This window comes from Arthrobacter sp. R4 (genome assembly GCF_051365025.1).
Classification (GTDB): Bacteria; Actinomycetota; Actinomycetes; order Actinomycetales; family Micrococcaceae; genus Arthrobacter.
Genome location: NZ_JBLWIJ010000041.1, coordinates 52898 through 74589 on the forward strand (window position 1 = coordinate 52898; position 21692 = coordinate 74589).

22 protein-coding genes are annotated in these 21692 nt (G+C 63.0%); 17 read left to right on the forward strand and 5 right to left on the reverse strand.

All coding sequences use genetic code 11. The features are described 5' to 3' along the window. Nucleotides 1-31 precede the first annotated feature (31 nt). From ACLKOZ_RS20995 to ACLKOZ_RS21005, 3 genes are all read left to right on the forward strand, one after another. A complete protein-coding gene (locus ACLKOZ_RS20995; RefSeq protein ID WP_436478049.1) occupies nt 32-1090 on the forward strand; it encodes a LacI family DNA-binding transcriptional regulator in 1059 nt (352 codons plus the stop codon). A 244-nt stretch (nt 1091-1334) separates the two neighbouring features. Next, nucleotides 1335-1523: a hypothetical protein gene (locus ACLKOZ_RS21000; protein ID WP_436478051.1), complete on the forward strand. Its 189-nt coding sequence runs from the start codon at nt 1335-1337 to the stop codon at nt 1521-1523. A 3-nt stretch (nt 1524-1526) separates the two neighbouring features. Then, nucleotides 1527-2399, forward strand: coding sequence for a carbohydrate kinase family protein (locus ACLKOZ_RS21005; protein WP_436478053.1), 873 nt, complete (start codon nt 1527-1529; stop codon nt 2397-2399). A 6-nt stretch (nt 2400-2405) separates the two neighbouring features. Here the strand turns inward: ACLKOZ_RS21005 and ACLKOZ_RS21010 are convergent, their stop codons facing one another. Continuing rightward, entirely contained in the window at nt 2406-3653 is a 1248-nt protein-coding gene (locus ACLKOZ_RS21010) for an ROK family protein (RefSeq protein WP_436478054.1), read from the reverse strand. 190 nt (nt 3654-3843) lie between these two features. Between ACLKOZ_RS21010 and ACLKOZ_RS21015 the strand changes: the two genes are divergently transcribed. The 7 genes from ACLKOZ_RS21015 (at nt 3844) to ACLKOZ_RS21045 (ending at nt 11557) form a co-directional block, all read left to right on the forward strand. After that, nucleotides 3844-4866, forward strand: coding sequence for a LacI family DNA-binding transcriptional regulator (locus ACLKOZ_RS21015; RefSeq protein WP_436478056.1), 1023 nt, complete (start codon nt 3844-3846; stop codon nt 4864-4866). 101 nt (nt 4867-4967) lie between these two features. Next, complete coding sequence (locus ACLKOZ_RS21020) at nt 4968-6206, forward strand: sugar ABC transporter substrate-binding protein (protein ID WP_436478058.1); 1239 nt, start codon at nt 4968-4970, stop codon at nt 6204-6206. A gap of 10 nt (nt 6207-6216) precedes the next feature. Next, complete coding sequence (locus ACLKOZ_RS21025; protein WP_436478060.1) at nt 6217-7218, forward strand: carbohydrate ABC transporter permease; 1002 nt, start codon at nt 6217-6219, stop codon at nt 7216-7218. A 7-nt stretch (nt 7219-7225) separates the two neighbouring features. Continuing rightward, a complete protein-coding gene (locus tag ACLKOZ_RS21030) occupies nt 7226-8083 on the forward strand; it encodes a carbohydrate ABC transporter permease (RefSeq protein ID WP_436478062.1) in 858 nt (285 codons plus the stop codon). A gap of 30 nt (nt 8084-8113) precedes the next feature. Continuing rightward, nucleotides 8114-8887, forward strand: coding sequence for a ThuA domain-containing protein (locus ACLKOZ_RS21035; RefSeq protein ID WP_436478064.1), 774 nt, complete (start codon nt 8114-8116; stop codon nt 8885-8887). Beyond that, nucleotides 8884-10011, forward strand: a complete 1128-nt coding sequence (locus ACLKOZ_RS21040) for a Gfo/Idh/MocA family protein (RefSeq protein ID WP_436478066.1) — start codon at nt 8884-8886, stop codon at nt 10009-10011. The genes ACLKOZ_RS21035 and ACLKOZ_RS21040 overlap by 4 nt, the downstream gene beginning before the upstream one ends. 145 nt (nt 10012-10156) lie before the next feature. Then, nucleotides 10157-11557 (forward strand): MFS transporter, encoded by a 1401-nt coding sequence (locus tag ACLKOZ_RS21045; protein ID WP_436478068.1) that lies wholly within the window; start codon nt 10157-10159, stop codon nt 11555-11557. On the opposite strand, the gene ACLKOZ_RS21050 is transcribed toward ACLKOZ_RS21045, so the two are convergent. The 4 genes from ACLKOZ_RS21050 to ACLKOZ_RS21065 are packed head-to-tail and all read right to left on the reverse strand — an operon-like array spanning nt 11554 to nt 14577. Beyond that, nucleotides 11554-12291 (reverse strand): fumarylacetoacetate hydrolase family protein, encoded by a 738-nt coding sequence (locus ACLKOZ_RS21050; RefSeq protein WP_436478070.1) that lies wholly within the window; start codon nt 12289-12291, stop codon nt 11554-11556. The two genes, ACLKOZ_RS21045 and ACLKOZ_RS21050, sit on opposite strands and share 4 nt — an antisense overlap. Before the next feature lie 56 nt (nt 12292-12347). Further along, nucleotides 12348-12557, reverse strand: coding sequence for a hypothetical protein (locus ACLKOZ_RS21055; protein ID WP_436478072.1), 210 nt, complete (start codon nt 12555-12557; stop codon nt 12348-12350). A gap of 29 nt (nt 12558-12586) precedes the next feature. Continuing rightward, nucleotides 12587-13609, reverse strand: coding sequence for an NAD(P)-dependent oxidoreductase (locus ACLKOZ_RS21060; protein ID WP_436478074.1), 1023 nt, complete (start codon nt 13607-13609; stop codon nt 12587-12589). Next, nucleotides 13609-14577, reverse strand: coding sequence for a cyclase family protein (locus tag ACLKOZ_RS21065; protein ID WP_436478076.1), 969 nt, complete (start codon nt 14575-14577; stop codon nt 13609-13611). The genes ACLKOZ_RS21060 and ACLKOZ_RS21065 overlap by 1 nt, the downstream gene beginning before the upstream one ends. A 198-nt stretch (nt 14578-14775) precedes the next feature. On the opposite strand from ACLKOZ_RS21065, the gene ACLKOZ_RS21070 reads away from it, so the two are divergent. From ACLKOZ_RS21070 to ACLKOZ_RS21100, 7 genes are all read left to right on the forward strand, one after another. After that, the gene (locus ACLKOZ_RS21070) at nt 14776-15576 is read left to right on the forward strand and encodes an IclR family transcriptional regulator (RefSeq protein ID WP_436478078.1); all 801 of its coding nucleotides are present in this window, start codon (nt 14776-14778) and stop codon (nt 15574-15576) included. Between the two features lie 119 nt (nt 15577-15695). Then, nucleotides 15696-17201 carry a sugar ABC transporter ATP-binding protein gene (locus tag ACLKOZ_RS21075; protein WP_436478080.1) on the forward strand — a complete coding sequence of 502 codons (1506 nt, stop codon included), beginning with the start codon at nt 15696-15698 and terminating at the stop codon, nt 17199-17201. A gap of 7 nt (nt 17202-17208) precedes the next feature. Further along, a complete protein-coding gene (locus ACLKOZ_RS21080; protein ID WP_436478082.1) occupies nt 17209-18315 on the forward strand; it encodes an ABC transporter permease in 1107 nt (368 codons plus the stop codon). A gap of 69 nt (nt 18316-18384) precedes the next feature. Then, nucleotides 18385-19530 carry a substrate-binding domain-containing protein gene (locus ACLKOZ_RS21085; RefSeq protein ID WP_436478084.1) on the forward strand — a complete coding sequence of 382 codons (1146 nt, stop codon included), beginning with the start codon at nt 18385-18387 and terminating at the stop codon, nt 19528-19530. 71 nt (nt 19531-19601) lie between these two features. Then, entirely contained in the window at nt 19602-20615 is a 1014-nt protein-coding gene (locus ACLKOZ_RS21090) for an NAD(P)-dependent oxidoreductase (RefSeq protein WP_436478086.1), read from the forward strand. Next, entirely contained in the window at nt 20612-21382 is a 771-nt protein-coding gene (locus tag ACLKOZ_RS21095; RefSeq protein WP_436478088.1) for an SDR family oxidoreductase, read from the forward strand. Before ACLKOZ_RS21090 ends, ACLKOZ_RS21095 begins: the two co-directional genes overlap by 4 nt. Then, nucleotides 21382-21692 (forward strand): alcohol dehydrogenase catalytic domain-containing protein (locus ACLKOZ_RS21100; RefSeq protein WP_436478090.1); only part of this gene is annotated, 311 nt, incomplete at its 3' end. The genes ACLKOZ_RS21095 and ACLKOZ_RS21100, both read left to right, overlap by 1 nt.

The window sequence follows — 21692 nt, forward strand, 5'->3', positions numbered from 1 at the left end:
TAACCACGGTCCGTCAAGATCAGGAGCATCCATGAAGAACGCCGTCGCACCCAAGGGCAGCAGCGCCCAGGAGCGGCCCCGCCTTGAAGACCTCGCCAAGCACGTAGGGGTGAGCGTTGCCACGGTGTCACGGGTGCTGAACGGTCGAAGCGGGGTTTCCCGTCAAGTCCGGCAGTCAGTCCTCACTGCAATGGACGATCTCGGTTATGAGCGCGCAGACCGGGTCAGCGGCACCACTCGGGGGCAGGTGGGCGTCATCGTTGCAGACCTGATCAACCCGATCTTCCCAGCGCTGGCACAAAACGTGGTTTCCCTGCTTTCCCAGGAAGACTTCATACCCGTGCTGTGCGCCCTTCCTGGCGGCGGAAGGTCGGAAGACGAATATATCGACCTGCTGATTAAGCAGGGAGCGGTCGGGATTGTCTTTATCTGCGGGGCCCATGCGGACGGGCAGGCCAATATGGAGCGCTACCACCGCCTGCAGGGCCGCGGGCTCTCCTACGTGCTTGTCAACGGCAGCAGGCCGGAACTCGAAGCGACGTCCGTGGCAAATCACGACGCGAAGGCCATCTTTGACGCCGTCCAGTACCTGGTCACGCTGGGACATACCAAAATTGGACTCTCCATTGGTCCCCACCGGTTCCTGCCCAGCCGCAACAAGATCGACGGCTTCCGCACCGCCCTGGAGGAACTCCTGGGTGAGCAGGACCTTGATGCGCACATAGCCACCAGCATGTTCACCATTGAAGGTGGCCAGAGCTCTGCTTCTGAATTGCTGCGGACAGGGCATACGGCGATCGTCTGCGCTTCCGACCTCATGGCGCTGGGAGCCGTAAGGGCTGCGCGCGCGGCTGGCTTGCGGGTACCGGAGGATGTGTCGGTGATCGGATTCGATGACTCTCCGCTGATGGCGTTCACCGATCCGCCGCTGACCACACTGCGCCAACCGGTGGGCGCGATTGCCCATGCAGCAGTTCACGCGCTCATCACGGACATTTCCGGGGAATTCGGCGGACCGTCCGAAGTGCTCCTGCAATCCGACCTCGTGGTGAGGGCCTCCACCGGGCCGGCCCCTAAGGTTTCGGGATAGACGGACGAACTCTCGCTACGGTGCCACCCCAGGGCCTGCTGGAGTCCTTTCCTGTTCAGCGGGTTCCATCGGAATGGGACGCAAACGAAGCGTATTTTTTTCCGTAATCGTTGACGAGGCTCTGCGCTGATCTCTACTGTTGTTGCCATGTCAGATTGGGGGTCAAGCAAACCATCACTGAATGCTTGACGCAGTTTCTGCTCCGGCCAAGTCCGGACGCCGCTACATGTTAGGAATTGGCACAATGGACGCATTCACCGTCAGCCACGCTGGTATCGCCCTTCGGGATTCGTGGGAGCCTGCGGCCCGCCATTATCGGGACATCGAACCAAGCAGGCAGCACACCACCAACGCCTCGCCTGCTGAAGTACATTCCGACAGTGCCGGGCGGAACAACCGCAGGGAGCCTGATCTTGCCCCCCGGCAGGAGTAGGGGATGTCCATTTCCCCTACGGTGGTCGTGTGCGGGCCCGCTTCGTGGAACCAGCTCGTCCTTCTTGATCACCTTCCGGAGCCCGTCCCCCATATGCAGTTTGCGCGGCGCTCCTGGCAGACGCTTGGGGGTACCTCGGCGGGCAAGGCGCTGCACCTTGCGGATCTAGGCATCAGTGTGCGCCTGTGCTCGCCTCTTGGGGCGGACGACGACGGCGGCCTGGTCCGCGGCGCGCTGGCCAAGGCCGGTGTCACGTTCGAAGCAATCGCGTCGGAACGGACCGAGCGCCACGTCAACCTGATGACCGACGACGGCGACCGCGTTTCCATTTACGTTTCGGTCCCTTCCACACCTGCCGAAGACGACCTCGAAGCTGCCGCGGCGCTGGTGGCGGCCGCCGATCTGGCCGTGATTGACCTGAGCGAGCTTGGCGTACTCCTGTTGGAACGCGATGAGGTCCGGCAGACCCCACTGTGGGTGGACCTCCACGACTACGGCGGATCGTCGTCGTTCCATGAGCCGTTCCTGCGTGCCGCCAACGCCGTGTTCATGAATGACGACCGGACCGGCGATCCCTGGGAGCTCATGAGTTCCTGCCTTGAGCGGGGCCCGTACTTGGCTGTATGCACCCGCGGGGCAGAAGGTGCCTTGGCGCTGGAAGCAGACGGCACAAAGCATGAGATTGCCGCAGTTCCCGCTGATGTGGTGGACACGAACGGCGCCGGCGATGCGTTCATGGCCGGCTTCCTGGCTGCGACCCTTCACGGTGCATCAGTGGGGGATGCCCTCAATGCAGCCGCGGCCCAGTCCCGCCTTGCCCTTGAGAGTCAACATCTACACCCTGTGCTCGGGCTGGCCTCCGCCGGTAAGGCATGAATTCGCTCATTCAGCCGCGCTCGGCAAGCGCAGGTTAAGATCCAGGCTGTTTTTCTCGACATAGTCCAGGGCGCTCCTGATGGCTCCGACAGCCACAATTGACTCACCCAAGGGGGAAACCGCGATTCGGGGCGGAGTCGCGGTAAATTCGACCAGCCGTTCCGCGATGGGTCCAAGCAGTACTCCGGCGGACTTTGCCACGGCTCCGCCAATGACCACGAGTTCGGGGTTGAAGATTGTGGCCACGGCGCCGATGACTCTGGCCATCCTGTCGGCGAGGCGGTCCAAAATCCTCAATGCGAGGGCGTCTCCGTCTGCGGCCGCGGCGAATACGTGTTCGGCACTGATTTCCTCACGTGGGTGGTTTCGGAGGGATGTCCTGGTTTTGCCGGCGAGGGTTTCAGAGGCCCAGGTACGGGCCATGAGGGCGATGCCAAAAGTATTGCCCACACCTTCGACGTATTTCAGGAATGCCAGTTCCCCCGCGCCACCATGGCTGCCATGAAGGAGCCGCCCGCCGTCGATCACTCCCGAACCGAAGCGTTCACTGGAGAGGATCACTACGACGTCGTCGACTCCGGCAGCTTCGCCGTGCCAGCGTTCGCCCAAGGCCGCAAGGTTTGCGTCGTTTTCCAGCAGCACGGTCCAGCCGCGGAGGTCCTTGAAAGCAGTTTTGATGTCCAGGTCGAACAGTTCCCAGAAGTGTTGGGTGGCCAACACTTCCCCGTTTCGGTCAACGGGTGCTGCTATGCCGATGGTCACGGCGAGCACCATGTCGGCTAAGGCACCTGCATCCTGAAGGGCCGTCATGGCCGTCTGATCGATGATGGCAAGGCGTTCTTCGGCAGTAATCTGGGTCCCGGGAATGCGGTCCTCAGCAGTGATCCGGACACCAGGGAATGGCTGGCTGGATCGTCCGACTGTCTGGCCTCGGAGATTTGACACGACCGCCGTGACCTTGGCGATTCCTACGTCCACGCCCAGGACGAAACCGGCACTTTCATTGAGCTCGAACCGGCGGGCGGGCCGGCCCTTCCGGTATTCGCCAAAAGCCCGCTGGTTCTCCAGCTCCCTGATCCAGCCACGTTCCACGAGTTCCTCGGACACCGATATGGCAGTGGCGCGTGCGAGCCCGGTTGCCTTCATGATCTCGGTGACTGTCACTGCGTGAGAAGCCCGCATGAAGTCGAGGACAGCGCTGTTGCTTACCCTGCGCAGCAATTGTGGCTCCGGTGCGGAGATCACGGACGGCATGGGCGTTGACCTCTCTGACGGGTACGTCCCATATTACTGGCCGACTAAATTTAGTGATGAATTAAATACCGGGCTCGCCGGCCACCCTTGCGCAGCCAAGTGACCCATGTCATACTGTTGGTCGATGCGTATCGACGAAGCGTATCGATGAGTAGGAACCGTTCAGCAGAGAGCACAGGAAGGCTAGGCCATGCCCACAAGCAAGGACGTTGCCCAGGCCGCCGGCGTTGCCCAAAGCACGGTTTCCTATGTTCTTAGTGGCAAGCGGCCCATCTCCGAGAAGACCCGGAAAAAGGTGGAGGATGCCATTCAGCAGCTGACCTACCAGCCCAACGCCGGAGCCCGCGCGCTGGCCAGCCGCAGGACCCGCGTCATTGGCCTGGTCATTCCTTTCATACCTGAGTTGCACATGGCCTCCATCATGGAGTTCGTCTCCGTGATCGCCAATACCGCCCGCCTCTACGATCACGACATCCTGCTGGTCACCGAGGATGAAGGTGCACCAGGCCTGCAGCGCGTGGTAGGCCAGCAGATCTGTGATGGCTTGATTCTCATGCAGGTAGAGGGCGACGATGAGCGGCTGCCCGTGGTCCGAAGCCTCCATGTGCCTGTGGTCCTGATTGGCATCCCGCACGACCCTTCCGGTTTGGTCTGCATCGATGCCGACTTTGAAATGGCCGGCGAACAGTGCGTTCGGGACCTCGCCGCAGCGGGCCACACGGTGATCTCCGTCCTTGACTGGCAGCGGGAAGTAGTAGACCGGCACGTGAATTACGTGGAACGCTTCATGTCCGGCACCGACAAGGCAGGGGAGAGCCTGGGTGTCAAGGTACTCCACCTGCCCGGCGGCACCGACCGAGATGTCATTGCCGAATCCGTGGACAAGGCCCTGGCCGAAACCACGGGCGTGCCCGCGTTTATTGCTCCTGATGGCACGGTTCAGGACGTACTGCGACGGGCACTGTCGAACCGCGGGCTAACTCCCGGCAAAGACGTTTCGGTCATCGGCAGCGCCACTCCCACGCTTGCTGAACTCCAGCCCATTCCTCTCTCCACGATTGACCTCCGTCCGGCCGAGGTCTCCCGCCGGGCAGTAAAGCTCATTTGCGAACTCCTCGAAGCCAATGTGCAGGGACCAACCGAATCCCTGCAATTGGTACCCACGGTCATCACGCACCGTTCCAGTACGCTCCGCACACCCCCCGGCAGCTGAATCTTCCCACCGCCCCACCCAGTTCGAAGTTCACGTCCATTCATCGATCAGCATCGTCGATACGCATCGACGAACCGATCCCCACACAAAAGGAACAGACAATGAAGTCAGCACACAGGACCGCGCGTCCGCTCTCCTTGGCCATGGCCGCCCTGGCAGGCCTTCCACTGCTTATCTCAGGCTGCGGCGCAGCGGGTTATACGGCTTCCTCCACTGATCCCGTCAAGGAGATCTCAGTGGTGGACTATTACAACAATGAGCCGGACAAGTCCTTCATCGGCGATGCGCTCACCGCCTGCGGGACGAAAGCGGGCGTGACGATCAAGCGCGAGACCGTTCCGGGCAAGTCGCTGATCTCCAAGGTGCTCCAGCAGTCCTCTTCCAAGACGCTTCCCGATGTACTCATGCTGGACAACCCCGACCTTCAGCAAATTGCGGCCACGGGCGCGTTGGCTCCCTTGGCTGATTTCAAGATCAACACCGAGAACTTCGCTGAAGGTGTCCTCAGCGCAGGCACCTACAAGGACAAGGTCTACGGCCTGGCGCCCACAGTGAACACCATCGCCTTGTTCTACAACAAGGACATCCTGGCCAAGGCTGGCGTCACGCCGCCCACCACGTGGGATGAGCTGAAGGCAGCAGCCGCGAAGCTCACGAGCGGAGATCAGTACGGGCTGGCGTTCAACGCCAACCCCACCTATGAGGGAACGTGGCAGTTCCTCCCCGTCATGTGGTCGAACGGAGGTGACGAAAAGAAGATTGACACCAAAGAGACCGAAGAAGCCCTGCAGCTGTGGACAGAATTGGTCAAGAGCGGGTCGGTTTCGTCTTCTGCCCTCAACTGGACCCAGGCTGATGTGAAGGACCAGTTCCTTGCCGGCAAGGCAGCGATGATGGTCAACGGCCCGTGGCAGATTCCGTCCCTGGACAAGCAGCCAAGCCTTCAGTATGGCGTCGTGAAGATCCCGGTCCGCGAAGCCGGGCAGACCTCCGTCGCTCCGCTCGGCGGAGAGGTCTGGACAGTCCCGCAGACTGGCAACAAAGCCCGCCAGGCGAAGGCAGCCGAAGTGGTGGCTTGCCTGAACAATGACGAAAACCAGCTGGCGATGGCCAAGGTCCGCAACACCATTCCTTCCAAGACCACGCTTGCGGAAACCTTCGCCTCCGAGAATCCCAAGCTCGCTACCTTCACCGAACTGATCAAAACCGCCCGCGCACGGACCGGCCAGCTCGGTGAGGAATGGCCTGCCCAAGCCACAAAGATCTACACCGCCATCCAGACCGCACTGACGGGCAACGCCTCGCCGGCCGACGCCCTCAAGCAAGCCCAAGGCCATTAAGAAGGCCGCCATGTCATTGACAACCGACGTATCGCACACTGCAGCCGGGCCGGCCACGGGAATAGCTTCACGGAAGCACGGTCGCACCGGTTCAGGGGCACAAACTCAAGTCCCGCGTCGGCGTACCCGCCAACGCCGTGAACGTATTTTCCAGTGGCTCTTCCTCGTTCCCGCTGTGGTCTACATGGCCCTGTTCTTTGGCTACCCCGTGGTCAAGAACGTCGTCATGAGCTTCCAGGACTACACCACGGCGACGTTCTTTACCGGCGAAGCCCCCTGGGTTGGGTTGGCCAACTATGCAACGGTGTTGTCGTCGTCGTTGTTTTCAACCTCGCTGCTGAACACCGCGCTGTTTACGCTGGGGTCCATCCTGGGGCAGTTCGTGATCGGACTGGCGCTGGCGATCTTTTTCCAGCGCAAGTTCCCGCTCAACGGAATCCTCCGGTCATTGCTACTGCTGCCCTGGCTCCTGCCGCTGATCGTGTCGAGTGCCGTGTGGCGCTGGATCCTGGACAAGGACAGCGGTGCCCTTAACCGCTTCCTTGGGGACCTCGGCCTGATCGACACCGGCATCCCGTGGCTGACCAGCACCTCGCTTGCGCTGCTTGCCGTAGTGGGCGTGAATATCTGGATCGGTATTCCCTTCAACCTGACCATTCTCTACGGCGGTCTCCAGGAAATACCGGATGAGCTCTATGAGGCTGGGTCCCTGGACGGTGCCACCGGCTGGAGGGCCTTCCGGCACATCACCTGGCCCATGCTGAGGCCGGTGGTGAGCGTAGTACTGGTGCTCGGCGTGGTTTACACGCTCAAGGTGCTGGACATCATCCTGGGCCTGACCAACGGCGGCCCGGCAAATTCAACCCAAACCATCGCCACCCAGTCCTATGCCCTCTCCTTCCACGAGTTTAAATTCGGCGAAGGCGCGGCCCTGGGCAACGTGCTGGTGATCATTTCCCTCGTGTTCGCGGTCCTCTACCTGCGGGCCAGCCGACGCGCCGTGGATGAGTGAGGAAACGATGACAACCCAACTACGGGGCCCCGTCCGCCGAACGTCAGCGGTCCCACGAACCACCAGCAAGAACTGGGGTTACACGGCACTGGCCATCTTCTTCCTGGCCGTCATGCTGTTCCCGGTCTACTGGATGGTCAACGCCTCCCTGCAGCCCAACGGCACTACCTTGGAAACCTCGTGGCTGCCGCTTAAGCCGGACTTCACCGGCTACGCGACCGCGATCAACGAACAGGCCGGCAACCTGGGCACCAGCCTGGTCATTTCACTCGGAAGTGTGGTCTTGAGCCTGGCCATCGCAGCCCCCGCAGCCTACGCTTTGGCGTACTTCAAGGTCCGCGGCGCAGGCGTGGTCCTGTTCGCCATCCTCATCAGCCAGATGATCCCGGGCATCGTGGTGGCTAACGCCCTGTACACCGCCTACAACGATCTTGGCCTGCTCAACTCCATTCCTGGCCTGATCCTTGCGGACTCCGCGCATGGAATCCCGTTTGCCATCCTGATCATCCGGGCGTTCATGAATGGCATGCCGGCCTCTGTCATCGAGGCCGCGCGGGTGGACGGCGCTGGCCACCTCCGGGCGTTCTGGTCGATCGTGCTGCCCTTAAGCCGGAACTCCCTGATCACCGCGGGCCTGTTCACCTTCCTGTTTGCGTGGAGCGACTTCCTCTTCGCCCTCACCCTGACCACCACAGAAGCCGTCCGGCCCGTGACACTGGGAATCTTCCAGTACATCGGGGCCTATGTGAACGACTGGAGTTCAGTGATGGCGACGGCAGTACTTGCCTCCATCCCGGCCATCGTCCTGCTGGTCGCAGCCCAGAAATACATCGCTGCCGGCACCACCGGCGGCGCGGTCAAATAGACCGCCTTCAGCACCTAAAAAGGAGAAATCATGACTGACAGCAAGCCCATCCATGTCACTGTGTGGAGCGAGAACCGGCACGAGAAGCGGGACGAACTGGTGGCACGCCTGTATCCGGAGGGAATGCACGGCGCCGTCAAGGCCGGCATCGAGGAGAACCTGGGTTCCGCCGTCGTGGTCCGTACCGCCATCCTGGACGAGCCGGAACATGGCCTCACGGAGGAAGTCCTCGCCAACACCGATGTCCTGACCTGGTGGGGGCACATGTCCCATGCGGACGTCGACGACGCGATTGTTGAGCGCGTGCACCGCCACGTCCTCGCCGGCATGGGCCTGATCGTGCTGCACTCCGGACACTGGTCCAAGATCTTCACCAAGCTGATGGGCACTTCCTGCACCCTTCGCTGGCGGTCTGAGCAGGACCGCGAACTCGTCTGGACCGTGGACCCGACCCACCCCATCGCAAAAGGGGTGCCGCACCCCATCGAGATTCCCGAGCAGGAGATGTACGGCGAGTTCTTCGACATCCCCACACCCGAGGAACTCGTGTTCATCAGTTCATTCACCGGCGGCGAAGTCTTCCGTTCCGGCTGCACGTTCCGCCGCGGACACGGCAAGATCTTCTTCTTCAGCCCCGGCGACCAGGACTACCCCGTGTACCACCACGCAGATATCCGCCGGGTCATCGCCAACGCGGTGGAATGGGCAGTCACCGACCGGCCCGAACGGGCCGTCCCCGAACTGCTTCGCTATGAAACCGGCGATTTCTTCAACGGCAAGAGCTACCAGGGAGCCAACGCATGAACACCCCCTTCGCCATCATCCCCGATGACGGCACGCCCCTTCGCGTCGTTGTGGTCGGAGCCGGGGGCATGGGACGCGCCTGGCTTCGCACTGTGGAGGAATCTCCACTGGTGGAGCTTGCGGGCATCGTCGACCTGGACCTGGACGCCGCCCGCACGGCTGCAGCCGCGGTTGGGCATCCCGATCTCCCGGTAGGTGCCAGTACAACGGCATTGGCGTCCGACGTCGGAGCCCAGGCAGTCATCAACGTCACCATCCCTGCCGCCCATCATCCGGTCACCACGGAAGCACTTGCCGCTGGACTGCCGGTCCTTGGCGAAAAGCCGGTTGCATCCACAGTGGCCCAGGGACTCTCGCTGGCGGCCGCTGCTGAACTCCACGGCCAACTGTTCATGGTCAGCCAGTCCCGCCGCTACAACCGGCAATTGTTCGAAGCGAAGCGGCTGTCCGCATCTTTCGGTTCCGTTGGCATTGTGTCGGCTGAGTTCTTCAAGGCGCCACACTTTGGCGGTTTCCGCGATGCCATGGACCACCCCCTGCTGCTGGACATGGCCATCCACCAGTTCGACATGGCCCGGTTCCTGCTCGACGCCGATCCGGTCTCCGTCTTCTGCGAGGAATACAACCCCTCCTGGAGCTGGTACCGGGGAGATGCAGGCTCCACGGCCATCTTCGAAATGACTGGAGGCGAACGCTTCGTGTTCACCGGGAGTTGGTGCAGTCCAGGCCAGGAAACCTCGTGGAATGCTTCGTGGCGTATCAGTGGTGAGCGCGGAACAGTTTTGTGGGACGGGGACAATCACCCTGTATCTTCGCTTGCCTCTGATGGCGGTACCAGCGAAGACCCGGGCCTGGAAATCGCCGGGTCCTTGCGGGACTTCGTGGACGCGGTCCGCACGGGAAGCGTGCCGATGGGAAGGGTCCACCAGAACATCATGAGCCTTGCCATGGTGGAAGCTGCGATCCGCAGCGCCGCAGCGGGATCGCGGGTGTCCGTGGACGTACTCCTGGCGGACTCCTACAGCCAGGCCATCCTGGCCGAGCGGGACCCGGCCGTTCTGGAAGTCCTCAAATCATGGACATCGGTTCGGAGTGCACTGACCGGCGAAAGCGTCGCCCGCTGACGGGAATTCGTACAAAGTCGGAGTATTGACTTGGTTTGCTACGGTGCTAGATTGCCGCTATCGGGCTACGCCCGTGGGGGATCCTCGCCCCGTGTCTACGGTGACAGCCGCAAATGCAGGGCCTTTCGGACGGAGGCACAGAACTATGAGTTCCGGCCCTGCACCGCACCCCGAAAGGGGTTCCACCGACCCGGAGTATGCTGCCAACCTTCGGCGGGCCACCTTCGCGTCGAGCGTGGGCAGCGCTTTGGAGTACTACGATTTCGCCCTTTACGGGCTCGCCTCCGCCCTGATCTTCAGCAAGGTTTTCTTTTCCAACCTTGATCCGGCCACCGGCACCGTGGCCAGCTTTGCCACGTTCGGCGTCGCCTTTGTGGCCCGGCCGCTGGGTGGCCTGCTCTTTGGCACCGTTGGCGACAGGCTTGGCCGAAAGTGGGTCCTGGTGGCAACCATCCTGCTCATGGGCGGCGCCTCCACGCTGGTCGGCGCGCTGCCGACGTACGACGAGGTTGGACTTTGGGCTCCGGCGCTGTTGGTGCTCATGCGGCTTCTGCAGGGGTTCGGCGCGGGAGCGGAGCAGGCCGGCGCGACTGTGCTGATGGCAGAATACGCGCCCGTCCGGCGTCGGGGTTTCTTCGCAGCCCTGCCGTTCATCGGCATCCAGGCCGGAACGCTGCTGGCCGCCGGGGTGTTTATCTACCTGGGCACCCTGCCGAGCGAAGTGCTGCTGTCCGGCGTATGGCGGATCCCGTTCCTGGCCTCGATCCTGCTGATCGGCATTGCCCTTTTCATCAGGCTCCGCCTCAGGGAGAGCCCCACCTTCATCGTGCTCGAAGAGCAGGAGCAGATTGCCCGGAGCCCGTTGCGGGAAGTCTTCAGCCGCTCCCTGCCAAACGTGGTCCGGGGCATCGGCCTCCGGATGGCGGAGAACGGCGGTTCCTACCTCTTCAACACACTCGCCGTCAGCTTTGTTGTCACCACCGTTGGCGTCGGGGCCTGGATCGGTCCGCTGGCTGTGGCTGTTGGGTCGCTCGTTGGCATGATCTCGGTCCCGTGGGCCGGTGCGGTGTCAGACAGGTTTGGACGGATTCCTGTCTACCGCTTCGGGGCAGGCGTCCTGCTGGTGCTCGCCTACCCCGGCTGGTGGCTGCTCTCGCTGGGGAACCCCGTAGTCATCATCCTTGTTATCGCCGTAGCCATTGGCTTCGGCGTGAACACCATGCTGGGATCCCAGTGCGCTCTGTTGCCCGAACTTTTCGGAAACCGCCACCGCTACATCGGTGTTGCCACGGCGCGTGAGTTCAGCGCCGTGCTTGCGGGCGGGCTCGCCCCGGTGGCGGGTGCCTGGTTGATCAGCATCAGCAGCGGAGCGTGGTGGCCAGTGGCCACCTATATGTTTGGACTTTCCGTCATCACGTTCATCACCACGTTTCTGGTGCCCGAAACCCGCGGCCGCGACCTGACATTGATCGAGGACGCCTCACGGGACACGGACCACCAGATCAGCCTCAGGCCGACTGCGACCAGCCCGCGCAAGCGTTATTAAGCAATGGTGTTCGTCAGTGTTCCGATGCCGCCGAGGACAACGTCGACACGGTCACCGGGTTGGACTCCGACTGCTGTCCCGGGAGCGCCTGTCATCACGATGTCCCCAGGTTCAAGGGTCAACCAGGACGTGACATATACAAGGCACTCGGCCACAGACGAGGGAAGGTTGAAGGAACCGGATTTGGCCCTGACCACGCCGTTGACGCACACGTCGATCCCCACGAGGTCGGGGTCCGGTATCTCCGTTTCGATCCACGGACCCAGGGGGGTGTAGTTGCCGCCGGCCTTGCCTTGGAAATTCCGCTCGTCCACGGCCCCTTGGTCAACGTTCGTGACGTCGTTCACGCACGTATAGCCAAGGACGTGCTCCAGGGCATTCCTGACTGTTAGTTCCGTCGCCCTTTTTCCCATCACGACGGCCAGCTCGCCTTCGACGCTGACCGTGCCGCGCCCGCGGGCTGCCGCTACCTGGTCCCCGGGGGCGGCGACGGTATGAACAGACTTGTGCCATGCTTGGATGGGCAGGGGATGGTTGTTGAGCGTGCGGTTGTGGGCAATGCCCAACACGACGGCGGGCCGGACGGGAGCGAGGAAGACGGCCTCGGCATCAGGGGTAGCGCCTCCGGTGTAAGTGGGCGGATTGACGAACGGGTCAACGATGTGGTCCCAACTGCCATTTCGCTCCACGGCATGTTGTGGACCTTCGGCAGTCTTGAGCCTTGCAATGCGCATGGTGCTCCCTTGGTGATGGCTGTAGTGGTGCTGCGGGCGACGGCGGAGCCGGCGTCTCAGGCTTTCTCGTGGATGTAGCCGAAAGGTACGTCGTGGGTCAGCTCAAGCGAGAAGCGCCCCGGGGCGTGTTTGGTGACCAGGATCCCACCGGCGCCGCCGGCGAGGGCCACGGCCTGGAGCTTGCGGACTCCTGAGTCCAGGGCGAAATCGGTATCGCTGGCACGCCGGACAATAACCTGCAGTTTCCTTGGTGAGTTCTGGGGCACTTTTTCTCTTTCGTGTGTGAGGCCACTGGCTAGCCGGCGTGGAGGGTAAGCCGGTCTTTGAAAACCGCAGAGTCCAGGACTTCACGGTTGATAACGAACCGAGGGGTCCGGCCATGGGCGACGTCCACGATGGCCGTGACGCAGCTTCCGCCGTTGCCCAGGGACATTTCGTCGGTCCAGGAGAGGCAGTGGGGCGAAAGGGTGACGTTGTCCAGGCCGAGGAGCTCATTATTAACGGGCTCTTCTTCAAAGACGTCCAGCCCGGCACCGGCAATAGTCCCGCTGACCAGGGCCGCAATAAGGTCAGGTTCCTTGATGATCGGTCCGCGTGCCATGTTGATGACAACCGAAGTGGGCTTCATGCGGTGCAGGATGGAGGCGTTGACGATGTGCCTGGTCTGCTCCGTCAGGACTGCCATAACAATCAACGCATCACAGCACGTAGCCACGTCTTCGAGTTCCATCAGTTCAACGCCGAGGTCGGCGGCGCGCTCAGGCGGGCAAAAAGGATCGTAGCCCACGCACCGGACGCCAAACGGGGCCAGCAGGCGGATCAGTTCGCCGCCGGTGTTTCCGACGCCGAGAAGGCCGACCGTCTTTCCCGCCAGGCCGGTGCCCATGAAGTTCTCACGCAGGTCCCACCGCTGGTCCCGGACCAGCCGGTCCTTCGTGACCGTGTGGTGCATGACTGACAGGAGCATGGACAGCGTGGCGGTGGCCACGGGGCCGCGGGCGCCGTCGGGAGTTATCGTGGCGACCGTGCCGGCCGCTGTGCAGGCGGCGAGGTCGACGGCGTCATATCCGACGCCGAACCTGGCCAGGATCAGCGGGGGATTGGCAACCCCGGCGAAGGATTCGGCGGTAACGGCCGGAGCGGCGTAGAGGATGGCGTCGTACTTCTCCATCTGCGCCGGAGTGATGGCCTGGGTGTTGTCCTGCATGTACTCCCACTCCAGCCCGGCGGCGTCGAGTCCGGCCAGGCCGATATCACCCCAGACGTTGCGCCCTGTGGCATCGAGAAAATCGGAGGAAATTCCTACTGAGAAAGCCATTAGAAGACCGCCAGGGGATTTACGGGCGAACCCGTGCCACGGGGAATGTTGAGGGGGGCCACGACGAACATGAACCGGTAACGGTCCTCTTCGGTGCACGCGGCACCGAGTGCTTCAAGATCGAGGTTGTCCAGGAGGGGCAGGCCCATGGCGGTGATCGCAAGAATGTGGATCGGGGAGTGAATGCCCGGGGTGGGGGAGGGACGGACATCGGAGTCGCCATCGCCGCCCAGGACGCTGATGCCGCGCTCGGCCAGCAGGGGCATGCAGTCAACGTGAAGCCCGGCACTCAGGTCCGAGGAGTCCCACATCCCTAGTTCGCGGGCACGGCGGAAATGGCCGGTCCGGATCAGGACTGCGTCACCGGCGGTGATCTTCACACCAAGTTTCTGTTCCGCGGCCAGGATGTCTTCTGCGTGGATGGCAGTGCCGGGTTCAAGCCACGGAACGTCGAACAGGACGGTGAAGTCCAGCAACACGCCAGGTGCCACCAATGAGCCGAGGGCGCTGACCGAACCAAAGTCCGCTCCCGTTGCCGTCACGACGTCCTTGGAGGTTTCCCCGTCGTAGAGGAGTCCCTTGTAGGCGATGTGGCTCAGGGCATCCAGGTGGCTGACGGCTTTTCCGTGATAGTCGACGCCGATGAAGTCCTTGTTGCATGACGGTTCAGGAGCTTCACGGACGCCGAGGTCAGTCATATAGTGCAGGGCCGGGTTCGCGTTGGAGGGTCCACTGACCGTGTTCCATGGCAGGGCCGTCGCCACAACGCGGCCACTGCGGACCAAGGCGGCGGCTTCAACCACGGAGGCCGCGGCGACTGTTTGCCAAGCCCCCGCCGACGGGTTGCTGTAGGTGCCCCAGGTCTTCACCTCGTCGAACACCTGCTCAAAGGCCTCCTTGGTGACGGAGGACCCGTTCCCGGTGGGGGTTGGGTAAAGTGAACTAGCCCTGATATTTTCCGCACACACGGTGTACTCCTTGAAAAATGGGGGGAACCGGCCGGGACGACGGGCGGGACGCCTGAATGAATGTTCCGGGGCCATAAAGGTGCCACTGGTCCCTGGGGGACTGGGAGAGGGTGACTCCGCAATGATAAACCAATATACTGGCTTAAAGTCAAGATTTTGGACGGCATCACCAATTGTTCACGGATGAGGAAGTCAGACATGACGGCAGAGACAGTGACGGACGTCGGCGCCAACGCCCAGAGTTCGGTTCCCGCTATTACGCGGGGGATGGCCATATTGGAACTGGTTGCAGCGGCTGGACAGGCCGGTGCGAGTGTTCCCGAACTGGCCAAGTCCATGAATCTGGCGAAGTCTTCCACCGCCAATATCTGCGCAGCCCTTGAGGGCGAAGGCATGCTGAGGCGTTCGGATGGCCGCCTCACCCTGGGCCGGAGGATCCTGTCCCTGGCTGGCGACTACCTCCGCTCGGCCGACCAACTCGCAGAGTTCTATGCGTTATGCCGCCGCTCCAGGCTGATATCCCGCGAAGCCGCACGGCTTGCCCTGCTCGATGGCACGGATGTGCTCTACCTGGCGCGATATGAGGGAACCAACCCCATCCGCCTCACCGCCAACATCGGCGACCGTTTCCCCGCACACGTCACCGCCACCGGCAAGGCAGTGCTGGCAACCCTGCCGGATGCGGTCGTCGAAGACAGGTATCGCGGCAAGACGTTCGTGCCGTTCACGTCCAAGTCCCTGACGAGCCTGACCGACCTGATGGCTGAGCTGCAAACTTCCAGGCAACGCGGCTATTTCATGGATGACGAGGAAACCAATATCGGAGTGGTCTGCTTCGCCGTGCCCGTGGTGAACATTCCAGGTGAGCCCGCGCAATTCGCCATCAGTGCCACCCTCCTCAAGGCCCGGGCCGACGAGTTGGACCATGCCGAAATCGTCTCCGAACTGCAGCAGATTGCCCGCGCACTGGCTAACCCGCTGAGTTCCCACTCGCTCTAAGGCAGCTCCTTCTGATCAACTCTTGACCAATATGTTGGTCGTAGTACAAGATGTTGGTCAGCGGGTCATTGGTGACCCACCCAGAAATTTACGCAGCACTGGGGCTGCAAGGAGCGAACATGGGACTCAATCCTCCCGCCGTGCCGCTGATCCAGATCGATCAACTATCCAAGCGCTTTGGCGTCAATGCAGCTTTGCAGGACGTCGACCTGACGCTTGAGGCCGGCAGCATCCACGCGTTGCTCGGCCAGAACGGCGCCGGCAAATCCACCCTGATCAAGATCCTCTCCGGGCTGTACACCCCTACCAGCGGCCGCATCACAGTTGGCGGTCACTTGTTGGGGACACCGGAAGCTGCCGCGAAGATGGCCTTCATCCACCAGGACCTCGGACTGGTGGACTCAATGACTATTGCCGAGAACATTGCGTTGGGCACCGGCTTTGGCCGCTCGGGTGGATTCATTTCCTGGCGCCAGGTCCGCGACGACGCCGCGGTGGCACTTCAGGCTGTGGCCTCCCACCTCGAACCCGACCGGTACGTTTCAGAACTGACCCGGGCTGACAAGTCCCTGGTGGCCATCGCACGGGCGCTGGCTTCCAACGCGTCGGTCATCGTGCTCGACGAACCGACGGCCAGCCTGCCTGCCGCGGATTCCCGCAAGCTCTTTGATGTCCTGGAGAGATTGCGGAAGAACGGCCATGGGTTGCTCTACGTGAGCCACCGGCTCGACGAAGTCTTCGCCATCTCGGACACCGTCACCGTGCTGCGGGACGGCCGGCTCATCCACAGCGGTCCCATCGCAGATAAATCTCCCCGCGAACTCGTGGTGGATATCGTCGGCCACAAACCAGTCAGTTACACCTCGGGCAGCAGCGTCCAGCAGCAGGCGGAACGGCTGGCCGTCGACGGACTCAGCACCCCGCAGACACGGGCCATCTCCTTTTCTGTTCATGCTGGCGAGGTGGTGGGAATGGTGGGGCTCACCGGTGCCGGGCACATGGAGTTGGGGCGTGCCCTCGCTGGAGCTCACAGGATGACCTCCGGCAGCGCCCGGCTCGACTCGGCCGACTACCACCCGCGCACACCGGCGGAAGCCGTGGCCGCAGGAGTCGGTTTCGTCACCAGCAACAGGATGGAAGAGGGTTGCGCTCCGGAGCTGTCGCTGCGGGAGAACTTCCTGCCCAACCCGGGGATCCGATCCAAGAACCCCTTCGCGTGGACCAGCCCCCGCAAGGAGCGGGAACGGGCAGGCCAGCTCGTAGAGCGGTACGGCGTCAGGCCGGCCTTGACCGAGGTGGCAATTGCCACGCTGTCCGGCGGCAATCAGCAGAAAATCATGATTGGCCGGTGGCTCAGTACGCGGCGAAAACTCATCATCCTCGAGGAACCTACCGCCGGCGTTGACGTCGGCGCCAAAGCAGACATCTACACCCTGCTGGAGGAGTCGCTCGCGGCTGGCCTCGCAGTCCTGATGATCTCAACCGACTTCGAAGAAGTCGCCAACGTCTGCCACCGTGCACTCGTTTTTGTCCAAGGAACCGTCACCGCGGAGCTATCCGGCGCTGACCTGACCATTTCAAACCTCACTGTGGCGGCCTCCGGTGCTGCTCTCACCTCGGAGTGATCTTCACATGACCCAGCTAAAGACCAGCCGCCAACGGGGCGGCGCAGCCCACCTCCTCGGGCCCTACGGGCTCGTTCTGATCCTGGTGGTACTGTTCGCGGTGTTTGCCCTGATCCTCCCGCAGACCTTCCTCTCTGGCCGCAATTTCAACGCCATCCTCAGCAACCAGGCCATCCCTGCATTGCTGGCGCTGGGAGCGATGATCCCCATCGCCACCGGAAAGTTCGATCTCTCCATCGGGTATGGCCTCGGACTCTCGCACGTGATCGTCCTGAAGCTGATTGTGGACGGCAACATGCCCTGGGGCATCGCCGCACTGGTGGCCATCGGCGTGATGGCATTGGTCGGCGTCGTCAACGGCCTCCTGGTGGAATTCGGACAGATCGACTCCTTCGTTGCCACGCTGGGAACGGGAACCGTGCTCTACGCCATCACCGGAGCCATCACCAACGGAGCCCGTGTTGTCCCTGGTGACAGCGGCCTGCCTGTCTCCTTCAAGGACCTCTACGACTCCAAGATCGCCGGTGTGCCCATCGTCGCGGTGTACCTGCTGATTGTCGCGGTGATCCTGTGGATCCTCTTCGAACGGCTGCCCCTGGGACGCTACTTCTACGTTCTCGGCTCCAACCCGCGGGCAGCGGCCCTGATGGGTATCCCCACCAAGAGGTACTCCATCTATGCCTTCGCCTTCTCCGCGGTGGTTACCGGTGTGGCCGGGGTTCTCCTGGCTTCGCAGCAGCAGATCGGAAACCCCAGCGTTGGCATGGACTACCTGCTGCCGGCCTTCGTGGGAGCGCTGCTGGGAGCTACCGCGATCAAGCCCGGACGTGCGAACGTTATCGGCACCCTGGTAGCGGTCATCACCCTGGCCATCGGCTTGGCAGGCATCTCCCAGCTGGGCGCCCAGTTCTGGGTCACCCCGCTCTTCAACGGTGTCACCCTGCTGATCGCCGTCGGCCTGGCAGGCTACTCCGCCCGCCGCAAGCTCCGTGCCGGGGCGGTGGCCGCCCCGCCCTCCATGCTCCCTAAAGCGGACGACGGCGGGCCAGCGGCTCCCGCGGGCCCCGCCACAACCGCTGCGCTTCCGCCGGCCCCCGCCAACACCGTCCTCTAGCCCTGCGGGCAGCCCCGGCACTGAACACGCACCATCCAGGCTATTTCCCCATGACTGAAAGGCTTCACCATGAACCACTCCGCACCCCGCTTGCTGCTTGCTGCCGGCGCCATCATGACCCTTGGGCTCACGGCCTGCACCAGCGGCTCCTCTGAATCAACCGCAGCCGCTGCAACGGCTGCGGGGGACAGCGGCTGTGCCGACGTCGTTGCCACCGCGCAGAAAGCGGTGGAGAAGGCGTCCAAAGCCGATACTCCCTGGGACGGACCCACCACGGGGCCCAAGGCCGTCGCGGGAAAGACGCTGGTCTATGTGGCCCAGTCCATGACCAACCCCGGCGTCGCGGGGGTGGCCAAGGGCCTGCAGGAAGCGGCCTCAGCAATAGGCTGGAACGTTAAAGTCATCGACGGCCTGGGAACGCCGGCGGGGATTCAAAGCGCCTTCAGCCAGGCGCTGACCACCAAGCCGGACGGCATCGTCATTGGTGGTTTTGATCCCAAGACCACGGCAGCCCAAGTAGCGGAGGCGAATGCTGCCAACATCCCGCTGGCCGCCTGGCAGGCCCTTTCAACGCCGGGCCCCAGCGCCGACCCGCTGCTGTTCACCAACATCACCACGAAGGTCGAAGACGTCGCCAAAATCAGCGCCGACTACGTCATCGCGCAGTCGAACGGCAAAGCCGGCGTCGTGATCTTCACAGACTCCTCCATCCCGTTCGCGGAGGGCAAGTCACAGATGATCAGGAAGGAGTTGGAGACGTGCCCCGGCATCAAGGTCCTGGAGTACGACAACGTTCCGCTCTCGGACGTCAGCGCCCGGATGCCGCAGGAAGTATCCTCGCTGCTGAGCAAGCACAACGAAGCCTGGACCTACTCGGTGGCCATCAATGACGTCTACTACGAGAATGCTGCGGCCGCCTTGCGGGCCGGCGGCGTGAAGGCCGGCGGCGCACCGTTCAACGTGGGGGCCGGAGACGGCGACTCCTCAGCGCTGCAGCGGATCAAGGCCGACGAATACCAGGCCGCGACGGTTCCGTCCCCACTGAAGTCGGAGGGATGGCAGATCGTGGACGAACTCAACCGGGCCTTCAACAACCAGCCCGCCAGCGGGTACGTCCCGCAGATCCACGTCTCCACCAAAGAGAACACCACGGCCACCGATGCTTGGGATCCAGCAGGTTACCAGGACGCCTACCGCACTATCTGGGGCAAGTAGTCGCCCGGCCAGTCCGGGAACGCAACTCTTCAGACAAACACGGGCTCCGGCCCGGGAACCAAGGTTGGACATTGAACAACGACAACAACCCGCAGGCGTCCATTCCGGCGAAAAGCACGGTCATTCCACGCAGTGCCGGCTTCGTCGGGCTGGGGCTGATGGGTGCCCCCATGGCCGCCAATCTGCTCAAGGCCGGGTGGTCGGTGACAGCGTGGAACCGCTCCACTGCCGCGGTCGATGACTTCGTTCGGCTCGGCGGTTCCCGCGCCGGCAGCGTGGCAGCCCTTCGGGACGAGCCCGTCATCATCTTTATGCTCCCGGACCTGTCCTTCATCGAAGAGGCCGCTGCCGGCCTCCTCGACGAATGGCGGTTGAGGCCGCCACGGCCGGGCACGCTTGTGGTGGTGATGAGCAGCGTTTCGCCGGTGGGGGTCAGGGCGTTCGGCGTGGCCGTCGCGGCCGCCAGTGGCGGGAACGCCGCTGTAGTGGACGCGCCAGTCAGCGGCGGGACGGAAGGTGCCGAACGGGGAACCCTCGCCATTATGGCCGGCGCTCCGGCGGAGCACTTCGAGCGGCTCCTGCCAGTTCTTGAGGCGATGGGCACCATGGTCAGGCGGCTGGGTGAACTGGGCTCCGGATCGCTTGCCAAAGCGTGCAACCAGTTGATTGTGGGAACAACGACGGCGGCACTTGCCGAGGCGGCCGAGCTCGCCGAACGCTCGGGCATGGACGTTGAATCGCTCTTCGAGGTGCTGTCGGGCGGCCTCGCGGCCAGCAGGGTCCTGGAATTCGTCGGCCCACGCCTGGCCACCAAGGATTATGCGCCGACTGGACCGGCGAAGTTCATGCACAAAGACCTTTCCTTTGTGAGGGCAAGCGCGGCCGCTGCGGGGGCCTCCGTGCCGATGGCGACAGCCGCGGTGGCTCTTTACGGCGAACTCAAAGACCAGGGCCTGGGCGACCTCGACCTTGCCGTGGTGAGGCAAACCATTGCCAATCTCAGCTCGTCCGACTCCGGAGCTGACACCGGGGCACCAGCCCGCGCTGGCACCCGCACTACCGAAACAGTCGAGGAGACACCATGAGTTCTTTGTTTGATTTGACCGGGCGGGTTGCTTTGGTGACGGGTTCGAGCCGGGGGATTGGTAATGCGCTGGCGCGGGCGTTGGCTGACGCCGGTGCCACGGTGGTGTTGAACGGGGTCAATGCCGGGCGGTTGAAGGACGCGGCGGGGGCGATGGCTGCGGAGTACGCGCCGGGGCGGGTGCACAGTGTCGCGTTTGATGTCACGAAGGATAGTGAGGCGGCGCGGGGTGTGGCGTGGGTGGAGGAGAACGTGGGGCCGTTGGAGATCCTGGTGAATAATGCGGGGATTCAGCACCGGGTGCCGATGCTGGAGTTGGATGTGGCGGATTGGGAGCGGGTGATTTCCACTGATTTGACGAGCGCGTTTTTGGTGGGGCGGGAGGCTGCCCGTTACATGATTGCCCGCGGGCGCGGGAAGATCATTAATATCTGTTCGGTGCAGACGGACCTGGCCCGTCCCACGATCGCGCCGTATGTGGCGGCGAAGGGCGGGTTGCGGAACCTGACCCGGGCGATGACCGCGGAGTGGGCGGGGTCTGGTTTGCAGATTAACGGGATCGCGCCGGGGTATATCCATACGGAGATGACGCAGAACCTGGTGGACGATGAGGTGTTCAATTCCTGGATCCTGGGCCGGACTCCGGCCAACAGGTGGGGCACGGTGCAGGATTTGGCCGGGCCCGCGGTGTGGCTGGCCTCGGCCGGTTCGGACTTCGTGAACGGGCAGACGATCTTTATCGACGGCGGAATGACGGTGGTGGTTTGATGACAACGAACACAGCTCTGAACCAGTCATCCCTTCCGGAAGCCCTGCCTGTGCCGGGTCTGCCGGTGTCGGGTGTGGCGGTGGTGGCCCATGCCAGGGGGGATCTGCGCATCGAGGAGGTGCCGTTGGTTCCGCCGGGCCCGGGGGAGGCCGTTATCGAGGTGGCGTTTGGCGGGATCTGCGGGTCGGACCTGCACTATTGGTTGCACGGGGCGGCGGGGGAGTCGGTCCTGAAGGCCCCGCTGGTGCTGGGTCATGAGATTTCCGGTGTTGTGGTCCGTGCCGCGGCCGACGGGACAGGCCCCGCCGC

Coding starts and splice junctions, on each gene's coding strand:
- ACLKOZ_RS21040 (WP_436478066.1), top strand. CDS start 8,884: ATGAACACCCCCTTCGCCATCATCCCCGATGACGGCACGCCCCTTCGC.
- ACLKOZ_RS21000 (WP_436478051.1), top strand. CDS start 1,335: ATGGACGCATTCACCGTCAGCCACGCTGGTATCGCCCTTCGGGATTCG.
- ACLKOZ_RS21005 (WP_436478053.1), top strand. CDS start 1,527: ATGTCCATTTCCCCTACGGTGGTCGTGTGCGGGCCCGCTTCGTGGAAC.
- ACLKOZ_RS21095 (WP_436478088.1), top strand. CDS start 20,612: ATGAGTTCTTTGTTTGATTTGACCGGGCGGGTTGCTTTGGTGACGGGT.
- ACLKOZ_RS21015 (WP_436478056.1), top strand. CDS start 3,844: ATGCCCACAAGCAAGGACGTTGCCCAGGCCGCCGGCGTTGCCCAAAGC.
- ACLKOZ_RS21050 (WP_436478070.1), bottom strand. CDS start 12,291: ATGCGCATTGCAAGGCTCAAGACTGCCGAAGGTCCACAACATGCCGTG.
- ACLKOZ_RS21030 (WP_436478062.1), top strand. CDS start 7,226: ATGACAACCCAACTACGGGGCCCCGTCCGCCGAACGTCAGCGGTCCCA.
- ACLKOZ_RS21080 (WP_436478082.1), top strand. CDS start 17,209: ATGACCCAGCTAAAGACCAGCCGCCAACGGGGCGGCGCAGCCCACCTC.
- ACLKOZ_RS21020 (WP_436478058.1), top strand. CDS start 4,968: ATGAAGTCAGCACACAGGACCGCGCGTCCGCTCTCCTTGGCCATGGCC.
- ACLKOZ_RS20995 (WP_436478049.1), top strand. CDS start 32: ATGAAGAACGCCGTCGCACCCAAGGGCAGCAGCGCCCAGGAGCGGCCC.
- ACLKOZ_RS21035 (WP_436478064.1), top strand. CDS start 8,114: ATGACTGACAGCAAGCCCATCCATGTCACTGTGTGGAGCGAGAACCGG.
- ACLKOZ_RS21075 (WP_436478080.1), top strand. CDS start 15,696: ATGGGACTCAATCCTCCCGCCGTGCCGCTGATCCAGATCGATCAACTA.
- ACLKOZ_RS21085 (WP_436478084.1), top strand. CDS start 18,385: ATGAACCACTCCGCACCCCGCTTGCTGCTTGCTGCCGGCGCCATCATG.
- ACLKOZ_RS21010 (WP_436478054.1), bottom strand. CDS start 3,653: ATGCCGTCCGTGATCTCCGCACCGGAGCCACAATTGCTGCGCAGGGTA.
- ACLKOZ_RS21070 (WP_436478078.1), top strand. CDS start 14,776: ATGACGGCAGAGACAGTGACGGACGTCGGCGCCAACGCCCAGAGTTCG.
- ACLKOZ_RS21045 (WP_436478068.1), top strand. CDS start 10,157: ATGAGTTCCGGCCCTGCACCGCACCCCGAAAGGGGTTCCACCGACCCG.
- ACLKOZ_RS21060 (WP_436478074.1), bottom strand. CDS start 13,609: ATGGCTTTCTCAGTAGGAATTTCCTCCGATTTTCTCGATGCCACAGGG.
- ACLKOZ_RS21025 (WP_436478060.1), top strand. CDS start 6,217: ATGTCATTGACAACCGACGTATCGCACACTGCAGCCGGGCCGGCCACG.